Origin of the sequence: Micromonospora sp. BRA006-A (genome assembly GCF_033433935.1) — a bacterium.
Lineage (GTDB): Bacteria > Actinomycetota > Actinomycetes > Mycobacteriales > Micromonosporaceae > Micromonospora > Micromonospora aurantiaca.
The window spans coordinates 5477246-5500779 of the sequence record NZ_JANCLW010000001.1 but is presented as its reverse complement, the minus strand read 5'-3'; the positions used below and the strand labels follow the sequence as shown (position 1 = coordinate 5500779).

The window sequence follows — 23534 nt, the reverse complement described above, 5'->3', positions numbered from 1 at the left end:
TGGCAGTCCGAAGTGGATTGACATCACCATAAATGACTGACTAGTAACTTAGCGTATGGGTTAGCTGATCAACTGTTTCTGCTGCGTAACTTTCGTCCGAACGGTTGTGGTGGTAACCCCACGAGGTACGCAAGATGGTCACCGTGTCTGGCCGCCATCGCATGCGTTCTCACCTCCGCGGAGCAGGTGCCGCCGCCGTGGCGGCCGCCCTGGTCGCCGTCGTAGCCGGCTCCTGGTTCGGCTACCAGCAGCTGGCCGGCCCGAACTGTTCGGGCCGGATCGAGTTGTCGGTGGCGACCGCCCCGGAGATCGCCCCCGCGGTGCGCGCCGCCGCCGACCAGTGGGTCTCCGACGGCGCCGCGGTGGGCGGCACGTGCATCGCGGTGAACGTCTCCTCGTCCGAGTCGGTCGAGGTGGCCGCGGCGGTGGCGAGCAAGCACGGCGCCACGCTCGCCGGCGTCGGGCAGGCCAGCGGCACCGCCGTCACCCCCGACGTCTGGGTGCCGGACTCCTCGACCTGGCTGGTCCGGCTCAAGAGCGGCGGGGCCAGCGCGTTCGCGCCGACGAACGGCGCCTCGATCGCGCGCAGCCCGGTCGTGGTGGCGCTGCCCGAGCCGGTGGCCTCCCGCATAGGGTGGCCGGACAAGAAGCTCCGCTGGTCCGACCTGCTCACCCAGGTCACCGCCAGCAAGCCGCTGCGGGCCGGCATCGTCGAGCCGACCCAGGACGCGGCCGGCCTGTCCGGCCTGCTGTCGCTGACCGCCGCGGCCAGCTCCACCGGTGAGTCCGGCTCGCCGAAGGCGCAGGAGGCGATGGTCGGCGCGCTGCGGGCGCTCGCCACCAACCGTTCCTCGCTGCGGCAGGACCTCCTCGCGCGGTTCCCGCGCTCGTCCGACCCGACGGCGATCGCCAACGGCCTCGGGGCGGCGGCGCTGTCCGAGGAGGACGTGATCGCCTACAACAGCACCAAGCCGCCGATCCGGCTGGCCGCGCTCTACCTGGAGCCGGCGCCGATCCCGCTGGACTACCCGTTCGCGGTGCTGCCCGGCATCGAGCCGGCCAAGGCGTCCGCCGCCAAGGTGCTCTTCGAGGTGCTGCGGACGCCGGGCTTCAAGGACCGGCTCGCCTCGCAGGCGCTGCGCGCGCCGGACGGCAACTGGGGCCGGGGTTTCCAGGCCCCGACCGGCGCGCCGAGCCCGGCCAACGGCGGCGCGAGCCAGGTGCCGCCGTCGGGCCAGGGCGGCGCGGCCGACCTCGACCCCGGCGCCATCTCGACCGCCACCACGACCTGGTCGGTAGCCACCCAGTCGGGCCGGATGCTCTGCGTCATCGACGTCTCCGGCTCGATGAAGAAGCCGGTCGCGACCGCCAACGGCGCCAGCCGGGAGCAGGTCACGGTCGCCGCCGCGAGCCAGGGCCTCGGGCTGTTCGACGACTCCTGGTCGATCGGCCTCTGGACCTTCTCCACCAACCTCCAGGGCTCGCAGGACTGGAGCGAGCTGGTCGGAATAAAGCCTCTGTCCAGCAACCGGGGCGCGCTCCAGCGCGGCCTGGCCTCGATCAAGCCCTCCAGTGGCGACACCGGCCTGTACGACACCATGCTCGCGGCGTACAAGAAGGTGCAGCAGGACTGGGAGCCGGGCAAGGTCAACTCGATCGTGCTGTTCACCGACGGCAAGAACGAGGACGACAACGGCATCTCGCAGAAGGAGTTGCTGGACCAGCTGAAGAAGCTGAAGGACGACGAGCAGCCGGTCCAGGTCGTCATCATCGGCATCGGCACCGAGGTGAACCGGGCCGAGCTGGAGTCGATCACCAAGGTCACCGGCGGCGGCGCGTTCGTCACCACCGACCCCAGCAAGATCGGCGAGATCTTCCTCCGGGCGATCGCGCTCCGGCCGCCCGCCCCCCGCTGACCTGAAGCTCAGCGCTAGTCTTCCGCCGTACCGGAAATCCGGTACGGCGGAAGGCTTCCCGGGTCAAGACGCGGGATGAGAACTGACGGTAATGCGTCCGAATCAATCGGTAACCATAATTGTCCAGGCATGATGACCGGGTGCCTCGACCGCAGGCTCCACACCGGAGCCGGGCGGGGACGGGGCGGTCCTGAGCGAAGTGGGGAGGGCCGGTGACCTCGGCGACGCTGTTGACCCCTGCCACGTCGTCGCGACCCGGTGGTGAACGCCCGGGCAAGACGACGCGAGCGGCGGAGCGGGCCTACATACGGGTCCTGGTGGTGCTGGACACCGCCGTGCTCGCGGTGGCCATCCTGGTCGGCTATCTGGCCCGGTTCGGCGACGAGGAACCGACCGGGTCCGAGATCCCGTACGTGGTGGTCGCCCCGGCGCTCCTGCTCGTCTGGCTCGTCTCGCTCAAGGCGATGCGGTGCTACGACGACCAGGTGCTCGGCTACGGCGCCGACGAGTACCGGCGGGTCAGCGCGGCCAGCATGCGACTCGCCGGCGGAATCGCCATCGCCGGGTACATCGCCGACGTCGGCGTCTCCCGGGGTTTCCTGGCCATCTCCTTCGCGGTCGGCACGATCGGCCTGGAGGTGGCGCGGTTCGCGGCCCGCAAGCGGCTGCACCGGGCCCGCGACCGGGGCGCCGGCTGGTCCCGCAAGGTGCTCGTGGTGGGCGACACCGCACACGTGCTGGAGCTGGTGCACACGCTGCGCCGGGAACCGTACGCCGGCTACCAGGTGGTCGGCGCGTGCATCCCGGACGCGCTGCTCGCCCCGGTTCCGCAACGCCTGGGCGACGTGCCGGTGGTCGGCAGCTTCCGCGGCATCCCGGAGGCGGCCACCGCGATCGGCGCCGACACGGTGGCGGTCACCGCCTCCGGCGAGCTGACCGCGACCCGGCTGCGCCGCCTCGGCTGGCAGCTGGAGGGCACCGGCGTCGACCTGGTGGTGGCGCCGGCGCTCACCGACGTGGCCGGCCCTCGCATCCACACCCGCCCGGTCGCCGGCCTGCCGCTGATCCACGTCGAGGCGCCCGAGTTCCGCGGCGCCCGCAAGCTGGTCAAGGGGTTCGTCGACAGGTCGATCTCGCTGATCGCGCTGCTCGTGCTGGCGCCGCTGCTGATCGTGATCGCGCTCGCCATCAAGATCGACAGCCGGGGCCCGGTGCTGTTCCGGCAGACCCGCGTCGGCCAGGGCGGCGAGGAGTTCGGCGTCTTCAAGTTCCGCACCATGGTCGTCAACGCCGACGCCCTGCTCGCCGAGCTGGCCGCGCGCAACGAGACCGACGGCCTGATGTTCAAGATGCGCGACGACCCGCGCGTCACCCGGGTCGGCCGGCTGCTGCGCAAGTGGTCGCTGGACGAGCTGCCCCAGCTCGCCAACGTGCTGCTCGGCCAGATGAGCCTGGTCGGCCCGCGCCCGCCGCTGCCGTCCGAGGTGGCCCGCTACGACGGCGACGTGGCACGCCGCCTGCTGGTCAAGCCCGGCATGACCGGCCTCTGGCAGGTCAGCGGCCGGTCCGACCTGAGCTGGGAGGACGGCATCCGGCTCGACCTGTACTACGTGGAGAACTGGTCGCTGGCCGCCGACCTGACCATCCTGTGGAAGACGTTCGGCGCGGTGGTCAACAGCCGCGGCGCGTACTGACCGGGCGGCTCAGGGCTGCGGCCCCAGCCAGTCCAGGCAGACCACCACCGCGTCGTCCACCAGATCCCCGGCGACGAACGCCCGCAGGTCGCCGATCAGCGACCGGACCGCGTCCAGCGGCTCCATCGGGCCGGTCCGGCGCAGGAACCGGTCCAGCGCCACTTCTCCGTAGCGCACCTGCTCGGTGGTGGCGTCGATCACGCCGTCGCTGACCACGAAGAGCCGGTCCTCGCGCTCCAGCCGGAATCGCTGCGGCCGGTAGTCGGTGCCCTCGAACATGCCGAGCGGGAACTGCTTGTCCAGCTCCTGCTCGGTCACCTCGCCGGCCCGTAGCCGCAGCAGCCGCGGCGAACCGGCGTCCACCACTGTCATCTCGCCGGAGGCCAGGTCCAGCTCGATCAGCAGCACCGAGACGTGCTGTTCGCCCCGGTGCTGGGCGTAGATGGCCTGGTCGGCCAGCGCGGCCTGGTCGGCCAGGTCCAGCCCGGCCCGGCGCGCGTTGCGCAGCGCGTACGTGGCCAGCGAGGCGAGCAGCGCCGCGGCCACCCCCTCGCCGTAGCCGTTCAGCACCGCCAGCCAGAGCCGGTGCCCGTCGTCGGACCAGTCGAAGCTGTCCCCGCGCACCGCGTACGCCGGCTCCAGCTGCCCGGCCAGGCTGAACGACGGCCGGATCCGGCTGCGCCCGGGCAGCAGCTCCCACTGCATCTCGGCGGCCAGCGTGAGCCGCCGGCTGCGCCGGGCGGTCCGGTAGATGTCTGTGGTCGCCATGACCGCGCTCAGCTCGTGCCCGAGCACCGTGGCGATGGTGTCCAGCTCCCGGCGGGCGTCCGGGTCGGCGGGCACCGGCGAGACCTTCAGTACGCCCCGGCGTTCGCCGCGCATGCCCACCGGGAACCAGCCGACGCCGTCGGCGATCACCGGCTCCTGGTGGTCGAAGGCGCGCCAGGCCGGGTGGCCGGGCCCGGTGACCGACGGTCCGTCATCCAGCGGCAGCAGCTCGGCGAGCCGGTAGTCGACCTGGTAGAGCTCGGTGCGGGTGACGCCGTACGTGCGCGCGAGCTCGGCGGCGAGCCGGTCCACGATGAGATCCGTCGGCGCCTCGGTCAGGACCCGGCGCGCGCGGCCCTCCGCTCCGCTCATCTTTGCTCCTTTGCACAGGTCGCCGGGCAGATCCGGGGAGTAGTCTCGGCCCCACCATGACCGAAGAGCGCAGTACCCGGGAACCTGTAACGAGTATGTCCGCCGCCCTGGACGAGGCGGCAGGCACCTTGCTCGCCGTCTGGGAGGCGGCCCGGGAGCGCACCACCAGCCGGCTGTCGAGTGCCCAACTGCGCGCGATCATGGTCGTCGAGCAGTATGACGGCATCAACCTCCGCCGTCTCGCCACGCTCACCGACATGTTGCTCTCCTCCGCCAGCCGGCTGTGCGACCGGCTGGTCGCGGCCGGGATGCTGGAGCGCGAGCCGGGCCGCTACGACCGGCGGGAGATCTCGCTGCACCTCACGCCCGCCGCCCTCCGGCTCCTCGCCGAGTTGCGTGCCGACCGGCGGCACCGGCTGGAGCGGATCCTGGCCGGGATGAGCCCGGAGGGCCGGGCCGCGCTGGTACGCGGCATGCGCGAGTTCGACGAGGTGGGCCGGCGCGGGGAGGCCACAGTGGCGGAGGGCTGGCCGATGCTGCAACCCTCCGGGGAACGGATCGGCGACCCGGCCCGGCCGTCCGGCGAACCTCCGGTGGCCCGTACCGCCTGACTCAGCCGGCGGGGCCGGGATCGCCCGGCGCGGCTTCGCGGGCGGCCCGCAACCGGGCCACCACCCGGGGATGCTCGGTGAGCGCCCGTTCCAGCGTGTCGAGCACCCGGTCCAGCAGGGCCCGGCCGCCGCGGGAGGTCAGCGCCTCCTCCTGCCATCCGACGAAGTCGCGCAGCAGCCGGTCGTCGTCCACCCGCACGGCCGCGATCAGCGCGTCCACCAGGTGCGCGATACCGGCGGCGACGTCCTCGGCGCTCTCCGGCGGCGGGTCCACCGCGGCGAGCGCGAGCCGGACCAGCTCACGCCGCCGGTGCAGCACCGCCACGTACGCGTCGTCGGGCGGGGGCGGCGGCGCGCCGGTGTGCGCGGCAAACAGCGGCCGTTCCAGCAACTCCACCGCGTCCCGGGCGCTGGCGCCCCAGCCCGCCGCGCCGATCGCGGTGGCCCACCGGCCGTCCGGGCCGAAGCCGGGACCACCCGCGAGCACCGGCACCCCGGCGGCCCGGCTGGCCTCCACCATCCGCGCCGCCCGGACCAACCGGTTGGGCTGCACGCAGCTCAGCAGCACCGCGTCCGGGCCGGTCTGGTGCAGGTAGGAGACCAGGTGCCGGGCCGGCACGCTGGCACCGAGGAACGTCACCCGCCAGCCGGCCGCCCGGACCACCTCGGTGACGATGCGGGCGGCAAGCGCGTGCCACTCGCCCTCCACGCACGCCATCACCACGTGCCCGCGTCGCGGTGGGCCGGCCGTCGCGCCCAGCGCGTCCACCACCTGCTCGCTGACGTGGGTGGCGGCGTGCTCCTGGGCGATGCTCCACGTGCCGGTGAGCCAGCGCCGGCCGACCTCCCGCTGCGCCACCGCGACCAGGTCGACCAGGACGTCCGCGACCGAGAAGCCGTCCGCGAGCAGGCCGCGCGCCAGCGCGACCGCGCCGGCCCGGTCGGCGGCGTCCAGGCGATCGAGGTACGCGGCGAGCGTGTCCGGCCCGATCCGGCGCCCGGCCGCGGGGGTGGGGCGATCCGGCGGCGGCGATGTCACCCGGCCGCCACGGCGAGCATGGCGATGTCGTCGTGGGGCTGCCCGTCCAGCCACTCGTCGACGAGCTGGAGCACCCGCTCGACGAGCGCGGCGGGCGGAAGCCCGGTGCCGGTGGCGAGCGCCTGACGCAGCCGGGCGTCGCCGAACATGGCCGGCTCGGTGGGGCCGCCGCGGGCCTCGGTCACCCCGTCGGTGTACGCCAGCAGCAGGTCTCCCGGCGCCAGCCGTACCTCGGTGCCGGCGAAGCGGGCGTCGGTGAGCGCGCCCACCGGCATGCCGCCCACCCGGACCGTCTCCACCCCGCCGCCGGCGCGGACGACGAGCGGTGACGGGTGCCCGCCGCCGGCGAGCCGCACCAGCAGCCCGCCGTCCGGCTCGCGGCGCAGCGCGCCCAGCAGGAGCGTGGTGAACTGGGCGCGGCGGGCCGCGTCGGGGGCGTCCAGCAGCGCCCGGTTGAGCAGCTCCAGCAGCTCCCGGGGGCGCTGCTCGACCAGGCGCAGGGTCTGTAGCGACTGGCGGACCCGGCCGGTCAGCACTGCTGCGCCGACACCCTTGCCGCAGACGTCACCGAGCGCGAACAGACCGCCGTCGCCGGTGGGGAACAGGTCGTAGAAGTCGCCGCCGATGCGCAGGCTGTCCCCGGCGGCGCGGTACCCGCCGGCCAGTGTCATCCCGCGCAGGCGCGGCAGCTCCGGCGGGAGCAGGCTGTTCTGGAGAACCCGGGCCAGGTGGGCCTGCTCGCCGTACAGCTCGGCGGCGGCCAGCGCGGCGCCGGCCCGCCCGGCGAACTCCCGGGCCAGGCCGATCTCCCGCCTGTCGAAGCCGGGCCGCTCCGGGCGGCGGGCCAGCACCAGCGCGCCGGCCGGACCACCGGCGCTCGGCATCGGACTGATCAACACGGTGCCCGGACGGCCGAACCCGGCGGGCAGCACCTCGGCCAGGTCGGCCAGCTCGGCGTCCAGCCAGGGACTCGGTTCGGTGAGGTCGCCTTCGAGCGCCTCGACCAGGCCGGGTACGGACTCCACAGTCGGCCAGCCGGCCAGGCCGGTGACCGGGCCGGGGTCGCCGGTGGCGTACCGGATCCAGTGCGGCTGGTCCTCGGCGGGCGGCGGCGGGCGGTGCACCACCACCGCGACGTCGGCCAGGTAGGGCACCGGCAGCGTCACCGCGGTACGCAGCGTCTGCTCGCGGTGCAGGGACAGGCCGAGCCGGCTGCCCGCCTCGGCGAGGAACGCGGTGCGGGACCGTTCGGCCAGCAGCGCGTCGGTACGCGCGTGTTCCTCGGTGACGTCGCGGACGTACCAGGCGCTGCGGTCGTCGGCCAGGGGGCGCCGCACGCCGCGCAGCCGCCGGCCGTGGTGGTCGGTCTCGAACGAGTCCGATCCGGCGGCGGCCGCGTCGGCCAGCGCGGGAACCCGGCACGCGGACAGGTCGACGCCGGGTGCCACCTCGGGGAGCAGGTCGGCGGCCATCGCGTTGACGAGCGTCACCACGCCCGCGTGGTCGACTGTCACGACCGCCTCGGCGAGCCCGTCCAGCAGCTCCCGGGCCAGATGGTCGTCAGCCGGTAGCGCGACCCCGGCAACCCGCCGGGGTCGTCTCCGCGAGGCGTGTCCACCGCCGCTGACCGGCCCCGCGACACCGCCCCGGCGCGCGGCGGTCACCTCCGGTGGCCGGGCGCTTCGGTCGGTCGACCCGTGCGCATGCTGTCGGTGCACTCCTCGCTCGACGAACAGGTTGTCTGGCGGCAAGCGTACCGAGCGCAGGCACGGAATGCCCGTCGAGGATCGTCCCGGTCAGCCGGTGCGGGCCAGCCAGCCCACCGGCCGGTCGACGATCCGGCGGACCACCGAGCCGGCCCCGCCGACCGCCGCGGACTGCGCCCCGAGCACCGCAGGGCGCACCGTAACCGGCGCCCAGGCGGCGGTGAGCACCCGCCGGGATACCTCCGCCTCCACCGTCGGCCGCAGCCAGGGCGCGAGCCGGGCGTATCCGCCGCCGAGCACCACGGTGTCCAGATCAAGCAGGTTCACCACGCCCGCCACCGCCACCCCGAGGGCGGTGCCGGCGTCGGTCAGGGCGGTCAGCGTGGCCGGGTCACCGGCCCCGGCCAGGTCGGCGAGCCGGGTGGCGGCGGTGTCAGCGGGCAGTTCCGCGCCGGGTAGCCCGGCGGCGGCGAGGATCGCCTCCTGGCCCGCGTACCGCTCCAGGCAGCCCTGGCCGCCGCAGCGGCACGGCCGCCCCTGCGGCTGCACCGGGAAGTGACCGATCTCTCCGCTCCAGCCGCGCGCGCCCCGGTAGAGCGCCCCGTCGAGCACGATCCCGGCGCCGATGCCGATCTCGCCGGTGACGTGCAGGAAGCTGTGCGGACCGGCCGGGCCCGCGTACAGCTCCCCGAGGGCGGCCAGGTTGGCCTCGTTGTCGACCACCAGCGGCGGCACCCCGTCGACCGGCTCGGCCAGCGGGTGCCCGGCCAGCAGCGCCGGTACGTCCACGTCCCGCCAGCCGAGGTTCGGTGCGAGCCGGACCAGGCCGTCGTCGCCCACCAGGCCGGGCACGGCGAGCGCCGCGCCGGCCAGGGTCAGCCCGTCGCGTACGGCGGCGGCGCGCGCCTCGGCGGCCAGCGCGGCGAGCCGGGCGAGCGCGTCGGCGGGGGAGACCGGGCGCAGGTCGGCGCGGCGGACCAGGTGGTGCCGGACCGTGCCGGTCAGGTCGACGACGCAGGCCGCCAGGTAGTCGACGTTGACCTCCAGGCCGAGCCCGGCCGGGCCGTCGGAGGCGAGCACCAGGCCTCGGGCCGGACGGCCCGCACCGGTACGCGGCTCCGGCTCGGCCTCGGCGACCAGCCGGCCGGCGATCAGGTCGTCCACCACGGCGGAGACGGTGGCCCGAGTCAGGCCGGTGTCGGCGGCGATCCCGGCGCGCGAGGGCGGCCGGTCGGCGGCGGCGATCCGCCGCAGCACCACCGCGAGGTTCAACTCGCGCAGGCTGCCCTGCCGGACCGCCCCGGCGGTGCTGGTGCTCGTCACCTCTTGACACTGCCACATCGCCGCCATTTAATTCAACCGCTGAACAAATCGCGGACGACACCACCACCTGGAGGTCTGCCATGGCACCCCGCCCCACCCCCGCGGACAAGTTCTCCTTCGGTCTCTGGACGGTGGGCTGGCCGGCCCGTGACCCGTTCGGCGACGCCACCCGGCCCGAGCTGGACGCCGTCGAGGCGGTGCACCGGCTCGCCGAGCTGGGCGCGTACGGCATCACCTTCCACGACGACGACCTGGTCCCGTTCGGCGCGGACGCCGCCACCCGCGACGCCCGGCTGAGCCGCTTCCGCAAGGCCCTCGACGAGACCGGCCTGGTCGTGCCGATGGTCACCACCAACCTGTTCACCCACCCGGTGTTCAAGGACGGCGGCTTCACCAGCAACGACCGCGACGTGCGCCGGTACGCGCTGCGCAAGGTGCTGCGCAACGTCGACCTGGCCGCCGAGCTGGGCGCCAAGACGTTCGTCATGTGGGGCGGCCGGGAGGGCGCCGAGTACGACGTCGCCAAGGACGTCCAGGCCGCGCTGGACCGCTACCGCGAAGCAGTCGACCTGCTCTGCGAGTACGTCGTCGACAACGGCTACGACCTGCGCTTCGCCCTGGAGCCCAAGCCGAACGAGCCGCGCGGCGACATCCTGCTGCCCACCGTCGGCCACGCGCTCGGCTTCATCTCCACCCTGGCCCGCCCGGAGATGGTCGGGCTCAACCCGGAGGTCGGGCACGAGCAGATGGCCGGGCTGAACTTCGCCCACGGCATCGCCCAGGCGCTCTGGCAGGGCAAGCTGTTCCACATCGACCTCAACGGCCAGCGCGGCATCAAGTACGACCAGGATCTGGTCTTCGGCCACGGCGACCTGCTCAACGCGTTCGCCCTGGTCGACCTGCTGGAGCACGGCGGCCCCGACGGCGGCCCGGCCTACGACGGCCCGCGCCACTTCGACTACAAGCCGTCCCGCACCGAGGACATGACCGGCGTGTGGGCCTCCGCCGAGGCGAACATGCGCACGTACCTGCTGCTCAAGGAGCGGGCCGCGGCGTTCCGCGCCGACCCCGAGGTCGCCGAGGCGCTCGCCGCCGCCCGGGTGGCCGAGCTGGCCACCCCGACGCTCAACCCCGGTGAGGGCTACCGCGAGCTGCTGGCCGACCGGTCCGCGTTCGAGGAGTTCGACCCGGAGGCCGCCGGGGCGAAGGGCTTCGGCTTCGTCCGGCTCAACCAGCTCGCCGTCGAGCACGTGCTCGGCGCGCGCTGAGGCGGGCCGCCATGCCGCTCGTCGCGGGGGTCGACTCGTCGACCCAGTCCTGCAAGGTGGTCATCCGGGACGCGGAGACCGGCGAACTGGTCCGGCAGGGCCGCGCGCCGCACCCGCCCGGTACCGAGGTCGACCCGTACGCCTGGTGGGAGGCCCTGCGGGCGGCGGTGGCCGAGGCCGGCGGCCTGGCCGACGTGGCCGCCGTCTCGGTCGGCGGCCAGCAGCACGGCATGGTCTGCCTGGACGCCTCCGGTGAGGTGGTCCGGCCGGCGCTGCTGTGGAACGACACCCGGTCCGCCGACGCGGCCCGGGAACTGGTCGAGGAGGCCGGCGGCGGGGAGACCGGCCGCCGGTTCTGGGCCGAGGCGACCGGCGCGGTGCCGGTGGCCAGCTTCACCGCGACGAAGCTGCGCTGGCTGGCCCGGCACGAGCCGGACAACGCCGACCGGGTCGCCGCCGTCTGCCTGCCGCACGACTGGCTGACCTGGCGGCTCGCCGGCGCTCCCGGCCTGGACGCGCTGCGCACCGACCGGGGCGACGCCAGCGGCACCGGGTACTGGTCGCCGCGCACCGGCGAGTACCGGCTGGACCTGCTGGAACGGGCCTTCGGCCGACGCGTGACGGTGCCGGTCGTGCTCGGCCCGGCCGAGACGGCCGGGCACCTCGACCCGGCCGTGTTCGGCGGCGGCGCGGCGTCCGGCGCGGCCGGTCCGTCCGGAGGCCCGGCCGCTGCCGGCCCGGTGCTCCTCGGACCGGGCACCGGGGACAACGCCGCCGCGGCGCTCGGTGCCGGAGCCGGCCCGGGCGACGTGGTCGTCTCGATCGGCACCTCCGGCACCGTGTTCGCGGTCGCGGACACCCCGGCCGCCGACTCCACCGGCGCGGTGGCCGGGTTCGCCGACGCCACCGGCCGGTTCCTGCCGCTGGTGTGCACGCTCAACGCGGCCCGGGTGCTGGACGCCGCCGCGACGCTGCTCGGCGTCGACCTCGACACGCTCGGCGAACTGGCCCTGTCCGCCCCGCCCGGCGCGGACGGGCTGGTGCTCGTGCCGTACCTGGAAGGGGAGCGGACGCCGGACCGGCCGCACGCCACCGGCGAGCTGAAGGGCCTGACGCTGCGCACCTCGACCCCGGCGCACCTGGCCCGGGCCGCGGTGGAGGGCATGCTCTGCGGCCTGGCCGACGGCCTGGACGCCCTGATCGCGCAGGGCGCCCGCGCCGACCGGATCATCCTGGTCGGCGGCGGCGCCCGGTCCGCCGCGGTACGCCGGATCGCGCCGCAGGTCTTCGGCCGCCCGGTGGTGGTGCCGCCGCCGGGGGAGTACGTGGCGGACGGCGCGGCCCGGCAGGCCGCCTGGGTGGCGCTCGGTGGCGACACCCCGCCCGCCTGGTCCATCGGCGACACCGAGGAGTACACGGGCGAGGCGGTCCCCGCCATCCGCGAGCGCTACGCCCACGCCCGGGGGTAAGGAAGGGCCCCTTCTTAACGCCTGCGGTAGAGGAGGGGCCCCTTCTTAACACGCGCGCCGGCCGGGGGCGGTGTCCCGGATCCGGCCCGCACCTGATTGGCTGCCCTGCATGAAGGGCACCAGGATCTCCCGGCGCGGGAACACGGCACACCGGTTCTACAGCGTCGTGGTCTTCGTGGTGCTCGCCTCGCTGGACAACGTGGCGATCGGCCTGGTGCCCCCGCTGTACGGGCCGATCTCCACCGCCCTCGACGTACCCCAGCGGATGCTCGGCCTGGTCACCGCCGTCAGCTTCCTGGTCAGCGCGGTGGCGGCGGTGGGCTGGGCGTACGTGGGGGACCGCACCAACCGTAAGCCGCTGCTCATGGTCGGCACGCTGCTGTGGGCCGCCGGCACCGGGGGCAGCGCGCTCGCCGGGGGGTACGCGACGTTCCTGATCGCCCAGTTCGTCGGCGCGGTCGGGCTCGGCGCGGTGGGCTCGGTCGGTTTCTCGGTGGTCACCGACCTGATCTCACCGCGCCGCCGGGGCCTGGTGATGAGCTTCTGGGGGCTGTCGCAGGGCGTCGGCACGCTGGCCGGGACGCTGCTCGGCGGCGTCCTCGGCGCGACCGACTGGCGGCGGCCGTTCCTGCTGCTGACCGGTGTGGGCCTGGCCGCCACCGTCGCGTACCTGTTCACATACGACATCCGGCGCGGGCAGAGCGAACCGGAGCTGGCCGGGGCGATCGACGCCGGGAACGAGTACGACTACCGGATCAGCCGCGCCGACCTGCCCCGGATCCTGGCCCGCCGGACCAACCGCTGGCTGATCCTGCAAGGGCTGACCGCCCAGGCCGCGTTCGGCTCGCTGGTCTGGCTGCCGGTGCTGTTCAGCCAGCGGGCCGAGGCGCAGGGCTACTCACCGGCCACGGCCGTGGTGGTGGGCAGCGTCTTCGCCACCCTGTTCCAGCTCGGCGGCGTGCTGTCCATCGTGGGCGGACTCGTGGGCGACGCGCTGCAACGGCGTACGCCGAGTGGCCGGGCCATGGTCGCGGCCGTCGGCATCCTCGCGGCGCTTCCGTTCTACCTGGTCCTGTTCTTCGTGCCGATCCGCATCGACGTGCCCGACGGCGCCGGCTCCGGTGCGGTGGTCACGGCCGTGCTGTCCAGCGTGCTGACCGAGCCGTCGGTGGGGCTGAGCCTGCTCACCGCCGTGGTGGCGCTGGCGCTGACCTCGGCGAACTCGCCGAACTGGTTCGCGCTGATCGCCGACGTCAACCCGCCCGAGCACCGGGGCACCGTCTACAGCCTGGGCAACCTCGTCAACGGCGTCGGCCGGGCGGCGGGCAACGGGCTGGTGGGGGTGGCGTTCGCCGGGCTGCGGGCGGCCTTCCCGCCGCCGCTGAACTACGCGGTCGGGCTGGCCGCGTTCCAGCTCTTCTTCATCCCGACCGGGATCATGTACTGGCTGGCCGCGCGTACGTCGCCGCGGGACATCGCGCAGGTGCACGACCTGCTGCACGCCCGCGCCGACCGCTTGGAGGAAGGAAGGGCCCCTTCTTAACGGTGCGTGTTAAGAAGGGGCCCTTCCTCTACCGGAGGCGTTAAGAAGGGGCCCTTCCTTACACCCGGAACCAGACGGTGACGTCCGTCGGGACCGTGTCGGCGTCCAGCGGCGCGCTCGACACCAGCACCTCGGCGCCGGCCGGCAGCGATACGGGGTCGGCGCCGAAGTTGGTCAGCACGGTGAGGCCGCCGTTGGTGAACGTGAGCACCTCGTCGCCGGAGGACAGGAACCGCAGCGGCCCCCGGGCCAGCGCGTGCTCGCGGCGCAGCCGCAGCGCGGTCCGGTACAGCTCGTACGTCGACCCGGGCACGCCGCGCTGCCGGTCCAGCGCGTACTCGGCCCACACCGGCGGCTGGGGCAGCCAGCTCGCGTCGGTAGGCCCGAAGCCGTACGACGGGGCGTCGGCCTCCCACGGGATCGGCACCCGGCAGCCGTCCCGGCCGCGCTCGGTGTGCCCGCTGCGCTTCCAGGTCGGGTCCTGCCGGGCCTCGTCGGGCAGCGTGGTGTGCTCCGGCAGCCCCAGTTCCTCGCCCTGGTAGAGGTAGGCGGAGCCGGGCAGCGCGAGCATCAGCAGGCTGGCCGCCCGGGCCCGGCGCAGGCCCAGCGCGGCGTCCGGCTGCGGGTCGTCCACGCCGACGCCGTTGGCCCGGCCACCGGCGGTGCCGAGACCGAGGCGGGAGGCGTGCCGGACCACGTCGTGGTTGGACAGCACCCAGGTGGTGGGCGCGCCGACGGAGTCGGTGGCCTCCAGCGAGCGGGTGATGACCGCGTACTGGGCCGGCGCGGTCCAGGCGGCCATCAGGTACTCGAAGTTGAACGCCTGGTGCATCTCGTCCGGGCGTACGTACCGGGCCAGCCGCTCGGCCGGCTCCACCCACGCCTCGGCGACGAGGATCCGCTCACCGGGGTACGAGTCGAGCACCCGCCGCCACTCCCGGTAGATCTCGTGCACGCCGTCCTGGTCCCACATCGGCGGGCGCGGCTTGTCCACCTCGCTGCCGGAGAGGATCTCCTGCGGCTCCTGCCAGTCGGCCAGGTCGGCCTGCTTGATCAGGCCGTGCGCCACGTCCACCCGGAAGCCGTCCACGCCCCGGTCCAGCCAGAAGCGCAGCACGTCGAGGAACTCCGCGCGTACCTCCGGGTTGTCCCAGTTGAGGTCGGGCTGGCCGGAGTCGAACAGGTGCAGGTACCACTGCCCGTCCGGCAGCCGGGTCCAGGCGGGGCCGCCGAACACGCTCACCCAGTCGTTCGGCGGCTCGGCGCCGTCCGGGCCCTTGCCGTCGCGGATGACGTAGCGCTGCCGCTCCGGGCTGCCCGGCGCGGCGGCGACGGCCTCGGTGAACCAGCGGTGCGCGGAGGAGGTGTGGTTGGGGACCAGGTCGACGATCACCCGCAGCCCGCGCGCCTTCGCCTCGGCGATCAGCTTGTCGGCGTCGGCGAGCGTGCCGAACAGCGGGTCGACGTCGCGGTAGTCGGACACGTCGTACCCGGCGTCGGCCTGCGGGGACGGGTAGAACGGGGACAGCCAGAGCGCGTCGACTCCCAGCTCGGCGAGGTGGTCGAGCCGGGACGTGATGCCCGGCAGGTCACCGATGCCGTCGCCGTCGGAGTCGGCGAACGAGCGCGGGTAGACCTGGTAGATCACCGCCTCGGTCCACCAGCCGGTGCCCGGGGTCTGCTGCGTCGCGTCGGTGTTCAGCGCCTTACTCCTGTCTGGGTGGTGCGGGACCAGCGAGTTCTTCAGTGTGCCCGGGGCGGCGCTGTCGATTCGCGCACCACCAGGCGAGTGGGCAGGATCACCGGGGGCGGCGTCCCGCCGTCGGTGTCGGCGCCGCGCGGGGCGGGCACCAGGCCGGGGTACGGCTCGGAGGCCCGTACGCCGAGCGGGTCGAGCAGGATGCGGGCGGCGAGTAGCCCCTGGTCGGCGGCCGGCTGGGCGATCGTGGAGAGCCCGAGCACGCCGGCCAGGTCGTGGTCGTCGATGCCGATCACGCTCACGTCCTGCGGCACCCGCAGCCCGGCGTCGCGCAGCGCGGTGATCGCGCCCATCGCCATCTCGTCGCAGGCGGCGAAGATGGCTGTCGGCGGTTCGCCCCGGGCCAGCAGTTCCGCGGTGGCCCGGGTGCCGCCGTCGATGGTGAACCGCGACTCGACGTCGAGGCTCGGGTCGGGCCGCAGCCCGGCGGCCCGCAGCGCCTCCTGGTAGCCGCGCCGCCGGTCCAGGTGGGTGGTGAAGGCCAGTTCGTCGTCCGGGTCGCCGGAGATGTGCGCGATCCGGGTGTGGCCGAGGTCGAGCAGGTGGCGGGTGGCGGTGCGGGCGGCGGCCACGTCGTCGATCCGGACGCAGGGCCACCCGGGCACCTCGCTGCCGGAGCTGATCGTCACGCCCGGCAGGTCCAGCTTCGTCAGCGCGTGCACGTCGGCGGCCCGCAGCGGGGTGGCGACCAGGATGATCGCGTCCACCCGCTTGTGCAGGCTCGCCGGGCGCAGCACCCGGCGGCGGGTCTGCTCCCGGCCGCCGAGGTTGTAGAGCAGCAGGTCGTAGCCGCTGTCCTGGAGGAATTCCTCGACCGCCTCGACCACGGTGCCGAAGAACCATCTGGTGATCCGGGGCACCACCACCGCCACGGTGCCGGTCCGGCCGCCGGCCAGCCGGCTCGCGCTGGGCGACACCGCGTACTGGAGCTGTTCGGCGGCGGCGAGAACCCGGCGGCGGGTCGCGGCCGAGACCGTCGGCAGGCCTCGCAGCGCCCGCGAGACGGTGGCCGTGGAGACTCCGGCCAGGCGGGCGACGTCGTCAATCTTGGTCATGGTGGGCTCCCCGCTGTGACCCGAGCCCCGCCGCCGGCCGAGCCGGCGGCGGGGTGCCGGATCAACCCTTGACGCTGCCGGCGAGCAGGCCTCGCACGAAGAAGCGCTGAAGGGACAGGAACACGATCAGCGGTACGACGATCGACACGAACGCGCCGGCCGTCAGCCGCTGCCACTCGTTGCCCCGGGTGCCGGCCATCTCCGCGAGCCGGACCGTGAGCGGGGCGGTCTCGTCGCCGCCACCGGCGAAGATCAGCGCGACCAGCAGGTCGTTCCAGACCCAGAGGAACTGGAAGATGCCGAACGCCGCCAGCGCGGGCATGACCAGCGGCAGCACGATGGTGCGGAAGATCTTCGGGTGGGTGGCGCCGTCGACCCGGGCCGCCTCCATCAGGTCGCCGGGGAGCTGCGAGATGAAGTTGTGCAGCAGGAACACGGCGAACGGAAGCGCGAAGCAGGTGTGCGCGAACCACACCTGGGCGAACTTCTGCTCGTCGACCAGGTCCCACGCGGGCATGATCTGCACGCCGGCGACGGTGACACCGGTGGAGAAGAACCGCAGCAGCGGCACCAGGGCCATCTGCAGCGGCACGATCTGGAGCGCGAAGATCCCGATGTAGACCCAGTCCCGCCCCTTGAAGTTCATCCACGCCAGCGCGTACGCGGCGAGCGACGCGAAGGCCAGGGGGAAGAGCACCGAGGGGATGGTGATCGCGAGCGAGTTGATGAAGTAGCTGGCCAGCTGCCCGGACGAGCCGCGGCTGAACAGCACCTCCTGGTAGTTCTCCAGCGTGATCTGCGGGTCGGTGAAGAACGTCCACCACCCGGTGGTCTTGATCTCGTTCTCCGGCCGGATCGAGGAGATGAACAGGCCGAAGGTCGGGATCGTCCAGAGCATCGCGATGACGATCGACACGAGCGTGGCGGTACGGCTGTTCAGGCGCTTGCGCACCCGGGCGCCCCGGGTGGTCGGCTCGGTGGCCTGGGCGCCGACTCCGGCGGTGGGCGTGGTGGTGGTCATCTCAGCCCTCCCGCTGCTTGCGCAGGTTGCGGATCTGGTAGATCACGATCGGGATCACCAGGACGAACAGGAACACCGCCAGCGCCGAGCCCTGACCGTTCTCCTGGTAGCGGAACGCCTGGTTGTACATCTCGGTCGCGATCACGTTCGTGTCGTAGTTGCCGTTGGTGGCGGTCCGGACGATGTCGAAGACCTTGAGCGTGGCGATGGAGATCGTCACCACGACGACGATCAGCGCCGGGCGGATGCTCGGAATGGTGATCCGCCAGAACATCTGCCACGGGGTGGTGCCGTCCAGCCGGGCCGCCTCGACGATGTCGGCCGGGATGGCCTTGATCGCCGCGGAGAGCACCACCATCGCGAAGCCGGCCTGGATCCACACCATGATCGCGATGAGCAGGAACGTGTTCAGCGGCGAGTCCAGCAGCCACTGTTTCGGCTCGCCGCCCAGGCTCACCACGATCTGGTTGAGCAGGCCGATCTGGTCGCCCTCGCCCCGGTAGGCGTAGACGAACTTCCAGATGATGGAGGCGCCGACGAACGAGATCGCCATCGGCAGGAAGATCAGGGACTTGGCCACGGCCTCGAACCGGGCCTTGTCCACGAGGACCGCGTAGATCAGGCCGAACGCGGTGGCCACCAGCGGCACCAGGAGCACCCAGATCAGCGTGTTGATCAGGACCCGGACGATCGAGTCCTCGGCGAACATCCAGCGGTAGTTGTCCAGGCCCACCCAGTTGTCGCTGCCGGAATCCATGAAGGAGAGCAGCGTGGTGCGGATGGCGGGGACCACCAGTCCGACGGCGAGCAACAGCAGCGTCGGCAACAGGAAGAAGAACGCGAACGCGCCCTCGCGCTGCTTGCGCCGGCGGGGCAGCGGCGCGCCGCTCGCGGAGGCCGCGACCAGCTGCGCCTCCCGGCGCCGGGCGAAGTACGACGGCACCACGTCGAGGAGCAGGAGCAGCCCGCCCACCACCGCGACGAAGGCGATCAAGCCGTACATCAGCATGAGGAACTTCGGCTGCTCCGCCGCGAAGTCGAACTCCATCGACCCTCCCTCAAGGGTTCGGCTAGCAGAGGTGGCCCGGTCCGCGTGTGCGGACCGGGCCACCCGCTAGATCACTTCCAGCTGCCCTCGATGTCGTTCAGGACGGCGGTGGTGTCCTTACCGTTGATCCAGGCCACCATGCCCTTCCAGAAGGTGCCGGCGCCGACCGCGGCCGGCATCAGGTCCGAGCCGTCGAAGCGGAAGACCGTCTTCTCGTCCTGGAGGATGCCCACGGAGAGCTTGTCCACCGGGTTCGGGACGTTGTTCAGGTCCAGCTTCTTGTTCGCGGAGACCCAGTCACCGATCTTGGCGCGGCTGTTGGCGTACTCGCCGGAGGCCAGGTAGGTCTGCACCGCCTGGACCTCGGGACGGTCGGCGAAGGCCGCGACGAACTCGCCGCCACCCAGAACCGGCTTGCCCTTCGACGGGTCGATGGCCGGGAAGTAGAACGCGAAGACGTCGCCGTCCTCGGCCACCTTGGTGCCCTCGGGCCACTGGTTGGCGTAGAAGGACGCCTGGCGGTGCAGCGCGCACTTGCCGGCGGTGATCGGCGTGCCGCCCTCCTGGAAGGAGGTGGTGGCGATGCTCTTCACGCCGCCGAAGCCGCCGTTGACGTACTTCTCGTTCTTCAGGATGGTGCCGGCCCGGTTGAGGGCGTCAGCCACCTGCGGGTCGTTGAACGGGATCTCGTGGGTGGTCCACTTGTCGTAGACCTCCGGGCCGCCGGTGCGCAGCAGCACGTCCTCGATCCAGTCGGTGGCCGGCCAGCCGGTGGCGTCACCGGACTCGATGCCCGCGCACCACGGCTTGGTGCCGCTCGCAGCGATCTGGTCGGAGAGCTTGATCATGTCGTCCCACGTGGTGGGGACCGTCCAGCCCTTCTCCTTGAAGGTCTTCGGCGAGTACCACACGAAGGACTTCACGTTCGAGCCGAGCGGGGCGCCGTAGAGCTGGCCGTTGACGGTGCTGTACTTCAGCCAGTCGGCGGAGTAGTTCTGCTCGGCCATCGCCTTGGTGTCGGCGCCGACCGGCTTGAGCTTGCCCGAGTCGACGAACCGCTTCAGCAGACCCGGCTGCGGGATGAAGGCGAGGTCGGGGGCGTTGCCGCCGTCCACCCGCACCGGCAGCTGCGCCTCGAACTCGCCGGAGCCCTCGTGGTCGATCTCGATGCCGGTGCAGTCCTCGAACTCCTTCCAGGACTGCTGGAGGCGCTCGTCCTCGATGTCACGGATCGAGGAGTAGATGGTCACCTTCTTGCCGTCGTGACCGTCGTACTTCTCATATGCGCCGCACTCGGCCGAGCCCGCGTTGCTGCTCTTCTTGTCGTTGCCGGTGCCGCAGGCGGCGACGCCGAGCGCCAGCCCCAGGACGCCGGCGACCGCGAGCGCCTGGCGCGATCTGGCAAACGCCATGCCGATCTCCTTCCTTGCCGGCGCGTGGGGGGATCGAACCCGCGCCGGTCCGATGGTCGTCCTCACATGTAAGCGCTTGCATCGTGCCGGGTCCACCCCTGGCCGGACACGGCCCGGTAACAATCCCGAAACCCTGGCCACCGGTGATGGGTTCGCTCCCACGAATCTTCCCGGGAACGGAACTTTCTGTCAGGATGTCCGCATCACATTGAAGACTTTCAACATTGGAGGCAGTGGATGCGTAAGCGATGGCTCGCCCTCGGAGCGAGCGCCGCGGTCCTGGCAGCGACCCTCGTGCCGGCCGCGCCGGCGATGGCCGCCCCGACGTTCAAGGTCCCGTTCCCGTGCAACCAGTCCTGGTCCGGTCAGACCCGGACCAACCACAGCCCGGCCAACGCCATCGACTTCAACCGCACCGACGACCTTGGCGACCCGGTGGTCGCCAGCGCGCCCGGCACCGTCGACGTGGTCACCAACCTCGGCGACACCAGCTACGGCAAGTACGTCCGGATCAACCACGGCGGCGGCCACACCACCTACTACGCCCACCTGAACGCCTTCAACGTCTCCGTCGGGCAGACCGTCGGCTACGGCCGGGTGATCGGGTACGTCGGCACGACAGGCGGCTCCACCGGCCCGCACCTGCACTACGAGCAGCGTCTCAACGGCAGCTCTGTGAAGATCAAGTTTAACGGCGTCCAGGCGCTCTACTGGGGCACCAAGACCTACACCAGTGACAACGGCTGCGGCGGGACGAACACCGGCGAGGGCACCGTCAACACGGCCGGCTCCCCGCTGACGGTCCGCTCCGGCCCCGGCACCGGCTACAGCTCGGTCGGCACGGTGGCCGACGGGGCGAAGGTGACCATCCAGTGCCAGACCAGCGGCACCAGCGTCACCGGCACGTACGGCACCAGCTCGATCTGGGACCGGATCGGCTCCGGCCGGTTCATCTCCGACGCGTACGTCTACACCGGGTACGACGGCTACATCCCGGGCGTACCCCGCTGCTGAACCCGGCGGGCGCGGAGGCGAGTGGCCCCCGCGCCCGTACCGGTCAGGAGTTCAGCCGCCACACCGCGAGGTTCAGCGCGGACGCGAACGTCACCCAGGCCCAGTACGGCAGCATCAGCAGCGTGGCCGGCCGGGAGATCCGCCGGAACAGTGCCACCGTCACCCCGATCGCCAGCCACATCAGCACGATCTCGGCGAACGCCAGCCCGTACGCCCCGGCGCCGAAGAACAGCGGGGTCCAGATCGCGTTCAGCACGAGCTGCACCACCCACGCCCAGACCGCGGGGCCGAACCCGGCCCGGCGCCAGACCAGCCAGCCGGCGATCGCGATGAGCACGTAGAGCACGGTCCAGACCGGGCCGAACAGCCACGACGGCGGCGCCCAGGCGGGCTGCTCCAGGCTCTGGTACTCGGCGGAGGTGCCCTGGACACCCAGCCCGCCGATCGCGGCGGCGGCGAAGGTGGCGGCGCCGAAGCCGAGCAGCGCCCACCACGTGCGGGCGCCGGTGGTACGCCGGGCGGCACTCTGCGACATCTCCATGGCCGAGATGTTTCCGCTCGACCGGCCCGGCAAACGCCCGGGCGCCGCCGGACCCGGACGCGGAGAAGCCGGGGTCACCCGGCCCGGGCGTTCCGGTCCGGCAGGACGGAACACCCGGGCCCGGCGACCCCGGCGGGTACGGGAACCGCTGTTACGTGTTGAAGATGCTGACGCCACCCGGGCCGACCAGCAGGCCGACGACGATGAGGACGATGCCCCAGAGGATCTGCCGGCGGAACAGGGCGAGAATTCCGGCGACCACCAGTACGACTGCGAGAATCCAGAGAATCAGCTCCATGTCGGCTGAATACCCGTGCGCCCGATACCGGAAACCTCCCGGTCAGTCGACCTGATCACCGCCCAGGTGGAAGACGCTGTACGCCTGTTTGATCACCGGGTGGGCCACGTTGCGGACCCGCACCCCGCCCGGCGTGGTGCCGCGCTCGGTGCCGTGGTGGGCGTGCCCGTGCAGCGCCAGCGCGGTGGGGGCGGAGTCGATCGCCTGGCCGAGCTGGTAGCAGCCGAGGAACGGGTAGATCTCCAGCGGCTCGCCGGCGAGCGTGTCCGGTACGGGGGAGTAGTGGGTGAGCGCGACGAGCGCGTCGCACTCCAGCGAGAGCAGCGCGTCGGTGAGCGCGTCGGCGCTCTCCCGCGTGGTCCGCACGAACGCCTTCATCTCCGGCTCGCCGAAGTCGCTGGCGCACCGCCCGGCGAACCCGCCGCCGAACCCCTTCACGCCTGCCACCCCGAGCCGCCCGCCGGGGGTCTCCACCACCGTGCCGGTGCCCTCCAGCACCGTGATCCCGGCGTCCTCCAGCACCTTCACCACCTGCGGCACCTCGTCGCACTGGTGGTCGTGGTTGCCGAGCACGGTGATCACCGGTACGCCGAGGTCGCCGAACTCCTGGGCCACGCACCGCGCCTCGGCCTCGGTGCCGTGCCGGGTCAGGTCACCGGCGAGCAGCAGCACGTCGGCGCAGCCGGGCAGCTCCTCCAGCGCCGGGCGGAACCGGCCCACCACGTCCTGGTCCAGATGCACGTCGCCCACGGCGGCGATCCGGATCACCATCGAACCTCCCTCACGGCAACTCCTCGACCTGGGTGGGCGCCTGTGTGCGGATCAACCCGATGTCGCTGGTCACGGGCGTGTCCGGGAAGCGCTCGGCCACCCGGCGCAGGATCTCCTCCCGCCGGTGCGGGCTCTCCACCTCGCCGTAGAGCACCAGCCCGTTCTCCCGCCGCACCACGGTGATGCCCTGCTCGGCCACCGTCGGGTCCTCGGCCAGCATGCTCTGGATCTCCGCCTCGACGTACTCGTCGGGGGGAACGTCGCCGGACAGTCCGGTCACAGGGTTTCCCTTCCTCCGGGCGCGCCGCCGGGCAGCACGTCCAGCCGGTCGAGCAGCACCAGGAACGCCTCGGCGTACGGCGAGTGCTGCGTCTCCTTCCGTACCCGTTCCCAGTCGATCTGTTCCCGCAGCGAACGGGCCAGCGGCAGGGCCCGGGCGAAGTCGCAGTAGTGCTGGGAGAAGCTGAGCAGCTTGTGCACCATGAGCTGGCTGGCCGACAGCACCGGCATGTGGATCGCGTCGACCGGGCGCACGATCGTGTCGGCGAACGTCTCCTCGGTGACCGGGGTCTCCACCGGCCGGTGGATCAGGTCCACCATCCGGTCCTCGTCGTAGACCTTGACCAGCCAGTCCTCCGGCGGGCGCTCGGCGGTGAACCCGGCCTCGACCAGCGCCTCCAGCGCCCGGTCCACGTCCGCCTCGCGGAGCAGGAAGTCCACGTCGTGGTCGCTGGAGTGGCCGCCGTGCGCGTACACCGCGAAGCTGCCACCGAGCGCGAACGGGATGTCGGACTGTTTGAGCACGGCGGCGACCTTCTTCAGCGTGTGCACCAGGGTCTCGTCCCCGCGCTCGGCCATCTGCGGCTCCCTCTTCGTCATTGGGCGGTGGGACCACGATGCGTACCC

20 protein-coding genes and 1 pseudogene are annotated in these 23534 nt (G+C 72.7%); 7 read left to right on the top strand and 14 right to left on the bottom strand.

Translation table 11 applies throughout. The features are described 5' to 3' along the window. Positions 1-161 precede the first annotated feature (161 nt). Both NMK34_RS25045 and NMK34_RS25040 read left to right on the top strand, forming a co-directional pair. Positions 162-1916, top strand: a complete 1755-nt coding sequence (locus NMK34_RS25045; RefSeq protein WP_318335448.1) for a substrate-binding domain-containing protein — start codon at positions 162-164, stop codon at positions 1914-1916. A gap of 212 nt (positions 1917-2128) precedes the next feature. Further along, positions 2129-3610, top strand: a complete 1482-nt coding sequence (locus NMK34_RS25040; protein ID WP_318335447.1) for a sugar transferase — start codon at positions 2129-2131, stop codon at positions 3608-3610. Positions 3611-3619: 9 nt separating this feature from the next. Here NMK34_RS25040 and NMK34_RS25035 read toward each other — a convergent pair whose 3' ends face one another. Continuing rightward, a complete protein-coding gene (locus NMK34_RS25035; protein ID WP_318335446.1) occupies positions 3620-4750 on the bottom strand; it encodes a PP2C family protein-serine/threonine phosphatase in 1131 nt (376 codons plus the stop codon). 95 nt (positions 4751-4845) lie between these two features. Between NMK34_RS25035 and NMK34_RS25030 the strand changes: the two genes are divergently transcribed. Next, the gene (locus NMK34_RS25030) at positions 4846-5361 is read left to right on the top strand and encodes a MarR family winged helix-turn-helix transcriptional regulator (protein ID WP_135241735.1); all 516 of its coding nucleotides are present in this window, start codon (positions 4846-4848) and stop codon (positions 5359-5361) included. Between the two features lies 1 nt (position 5362). Here NMK34_RS25030 and NMK34_RS25025 read toward each other — a convergent pair whose 3' ends face one another. The 3 genes from NMK34_RS25025 to NMK34_RS25015 all read right to left on the bottom strand — a co-directional run bounded on the left by NMK34_RS25025 (position 5363) and on the right by NMK34_RS25015 (position 9456). Next, on the bottom strand, positions 5363-6400 hold the full coding sequence (locus NMK34_RS25025) for a B12-binding domain-containing protein (protein ID WP_318335445.1): 1038 nt from the start codon (positions 6398-6400) through the stop codon (positions 5363-5365). Continuing rightward, positions 6397-8064: a PP2C family protein-serine/threonine phosphatase gene (locus tag NMK34_RS25020; RefSeq protein ID WP_318335444.1), complete on the bottom strand. Its 1668-nt coding sequence runs from the start codon at positions 8062-8064 to the stop codon at positions 6397-6399. The genes NMK34_RS25025 and NMK34_RS25020 overlap by 4 nt, the downstream gene beginning before the upstream one ends. Positions 8065-8196: 132 nt before the next feature. Next, entirely contained in the window at positions 8197-9456 is a 1260-nt protein-coding gene (locus tag NMK34_RS25015) for an ROK family protein (RefSeq protein ID WP_318335443.1), read from the bottom strand. Positions 9457-9509: 53 nt separating this feature from the next. On the opposite strand from NMK34_RS25015, the gene xylA reads away from it, so the two are divergent. The 3 genes from xylA to NMK34_RS25000 all read left to right on the top strand — a co-directional run bounded on the left by xylA (position 9510) and on the right by NMK34_RS25000 (position 13709). Beyond that, positions 9510-10697, top strand: a complete 1188-nt coding sequence (xylA, locus tag NMK34_RS25010; RefSeq protein ID WP_318335442.1) for a xylose isomerase — start codon at positions 9510-9512, stop codon at positions 10695-10697. Between the two features lie 11 nt (positions 10698-10708). After that, positions 10709-12166, top strand: a complete 1458-nt coding sequence (xylB, locus tag NMK34_RS25005) for a xylulokinase (protein ID WP_318335441.1) — start codon at positions 10709-10711, stop codon at positions 12164-12166. A 109-nt stretch (positions 12167-12275) separates the two neighbouring features. Next, entirely contained in the window at positions 12276-13709 is a 1434-nt protein-coding gene (locus NMK34_RS25000) for an MFS transporter (protein ID WP_318335440.1), read from the top strand. Positions 13710-13767: 58 nt separating this feature from the next. On the opposite strand, the gene NMK34_RS24995 is transcribed toward NMK34_RS25000, so the two are convergent. The 5 genes from NMK34_RS24995 to NMK34_RS24975 all read right to left on the bottom strand — a co-directional run bounded on the left by NMK34_RS24995 (position 13768) and on the right by NMK34_RS24975 (position 20004). Continuing rightward, positions 13768-15411 carry an alpha-amylase family glycosyl hydrolase gene (locus tag NMK34_RS24995; protein WP_318336418.1) on the bottom strand — a complete coding sequence of 548 codons (1644 nt, stop codon included), beginning with the start codon at positions 15409-15411 and terminating at the stop codon, positions 13768-13770. 41 nt (positions 15412-15452) lie between these two features. Then, positions 15453-16523, bottom strand: a complete 1071-nt coding sequence (locus NMK34_RS24990) for a LacI family DNA-binding transcriptional regulator (protein WP_318335439.1) — start codon at positions 16521-16523, stop codon at positions 15453-15455. Between the two features lie 61 nt (positions 16524-16584). Beyond that, positions 16585-17544, bottom strand: coding sequence for a carbohydrate ABC transporter permease (locus NMK34_RS24985; protein WP_318335438.1), 960 nt, complete (start codon positions 17542-17544; stop codon positions 16585-16587). Between the two features lies 1 nt (position 17545). Further along, the gene (locus NMK34_RS24980) at positions 17546-18592 is read right to left on the bottom strand and encodes a sugar ABC transporter permease (protein ID WP_318335437.1); all 1047 of its coding nucleotides are present in this window, start codon (positions 18590-18592) and stop codon (positions 17546-17548) included. 71 nt (positions 18593-18663) lie between these two features. Continuing rightward, entirely contained in the window at positions 18664-20004 is a 1341-nt protein-coding gene (locus tag NMK34_RS24975; protein WP_318335436.1) for an ABC transporter substrate-binding protein, read from the bottom strand. A 237-nt stretch (positions 20005-20241) separates the two neighbouring features. Between NMK34_RS24975 and NMK34_RS24970 the strand changes: the two genes are divergently transcribed. Continuing rightward, positions 20242-21018 carry a M23 family metallopeptidase gene (locus NMK34_RS24970; RefSeq protein ID WP_013288162.1) on the top strand — a complete coding sequence of 259 codons (777 nt, stop codon included), beginning with the start codon at positions 20242-20244 and terminating at the stop codon, positions 21016-21018. A 43-nt stretch (positions 21019-21061) separates the two neighbouring features. Here the strand turns inward: NMK34_RS24970 and NMK34_RS24965 are convergent, their stop codons facing one another. The 5 genes and pseudogenes from NMK34_RS24965 to NMK34_RS24945 form a co-directional block, all read right to left on the bottom strand. After that, positions 21062-21559: a TspO/MBR family protein gene (locus tag NMK34_RS24965; protein ID WP_318335435.1), complete on the bottom strand. Its 498-nt coding sequence runs from the start codon at positions 21557-21559 to the stop codon at positions 21062-21064. Positions 21560-21710: 151 nt separating this feature from the next. Next, entirely contained in the window at positions 21711-21857 is a 147-nt protein-coding gene (locus tag NMK34_RS24960; protein ID WP_013288160.1) for a GPGG-motif small membrane protein, read from the bottom strand. Next, positions 21848-22628: pseudogene (locus NMK34_RS24955) on the bottom strand (metallophosphoesterase family protein). The gene NMK34_RS24960 and the pseudogene NMK34_RS24955 overlap by 10 nt, the downstream one beginning before the upstream one ends. Positions 22629-22638: 10 nt before the next feature. After that, positions 22639-22848: a hypothetical protein gene (locus NMK34_RS24950; protein ID WP_318336417.1), complete on the bottom strand. Its 210-nt coding sequence runs from the start codon at positions 22846-22848 to the stop codon at positions 22639-22641. A gap of 56 nt (positions 22849-22904) precedes the next feature. Continuing rightward, positions 22905-23486 carry a nucleotidyltransferase gene (locus tag NMK34_RS24945; RefSeq protein WP_318335434.1) on the bottom strand — a complete coding sequence of 194 codons (582 nt, stop codon included), beginning with the start codon at positions 23484-23486 and terminating at the stop codon, positions 22905-22907. Positions 23487-23534 lie beyond the last annotated feature (48 nt).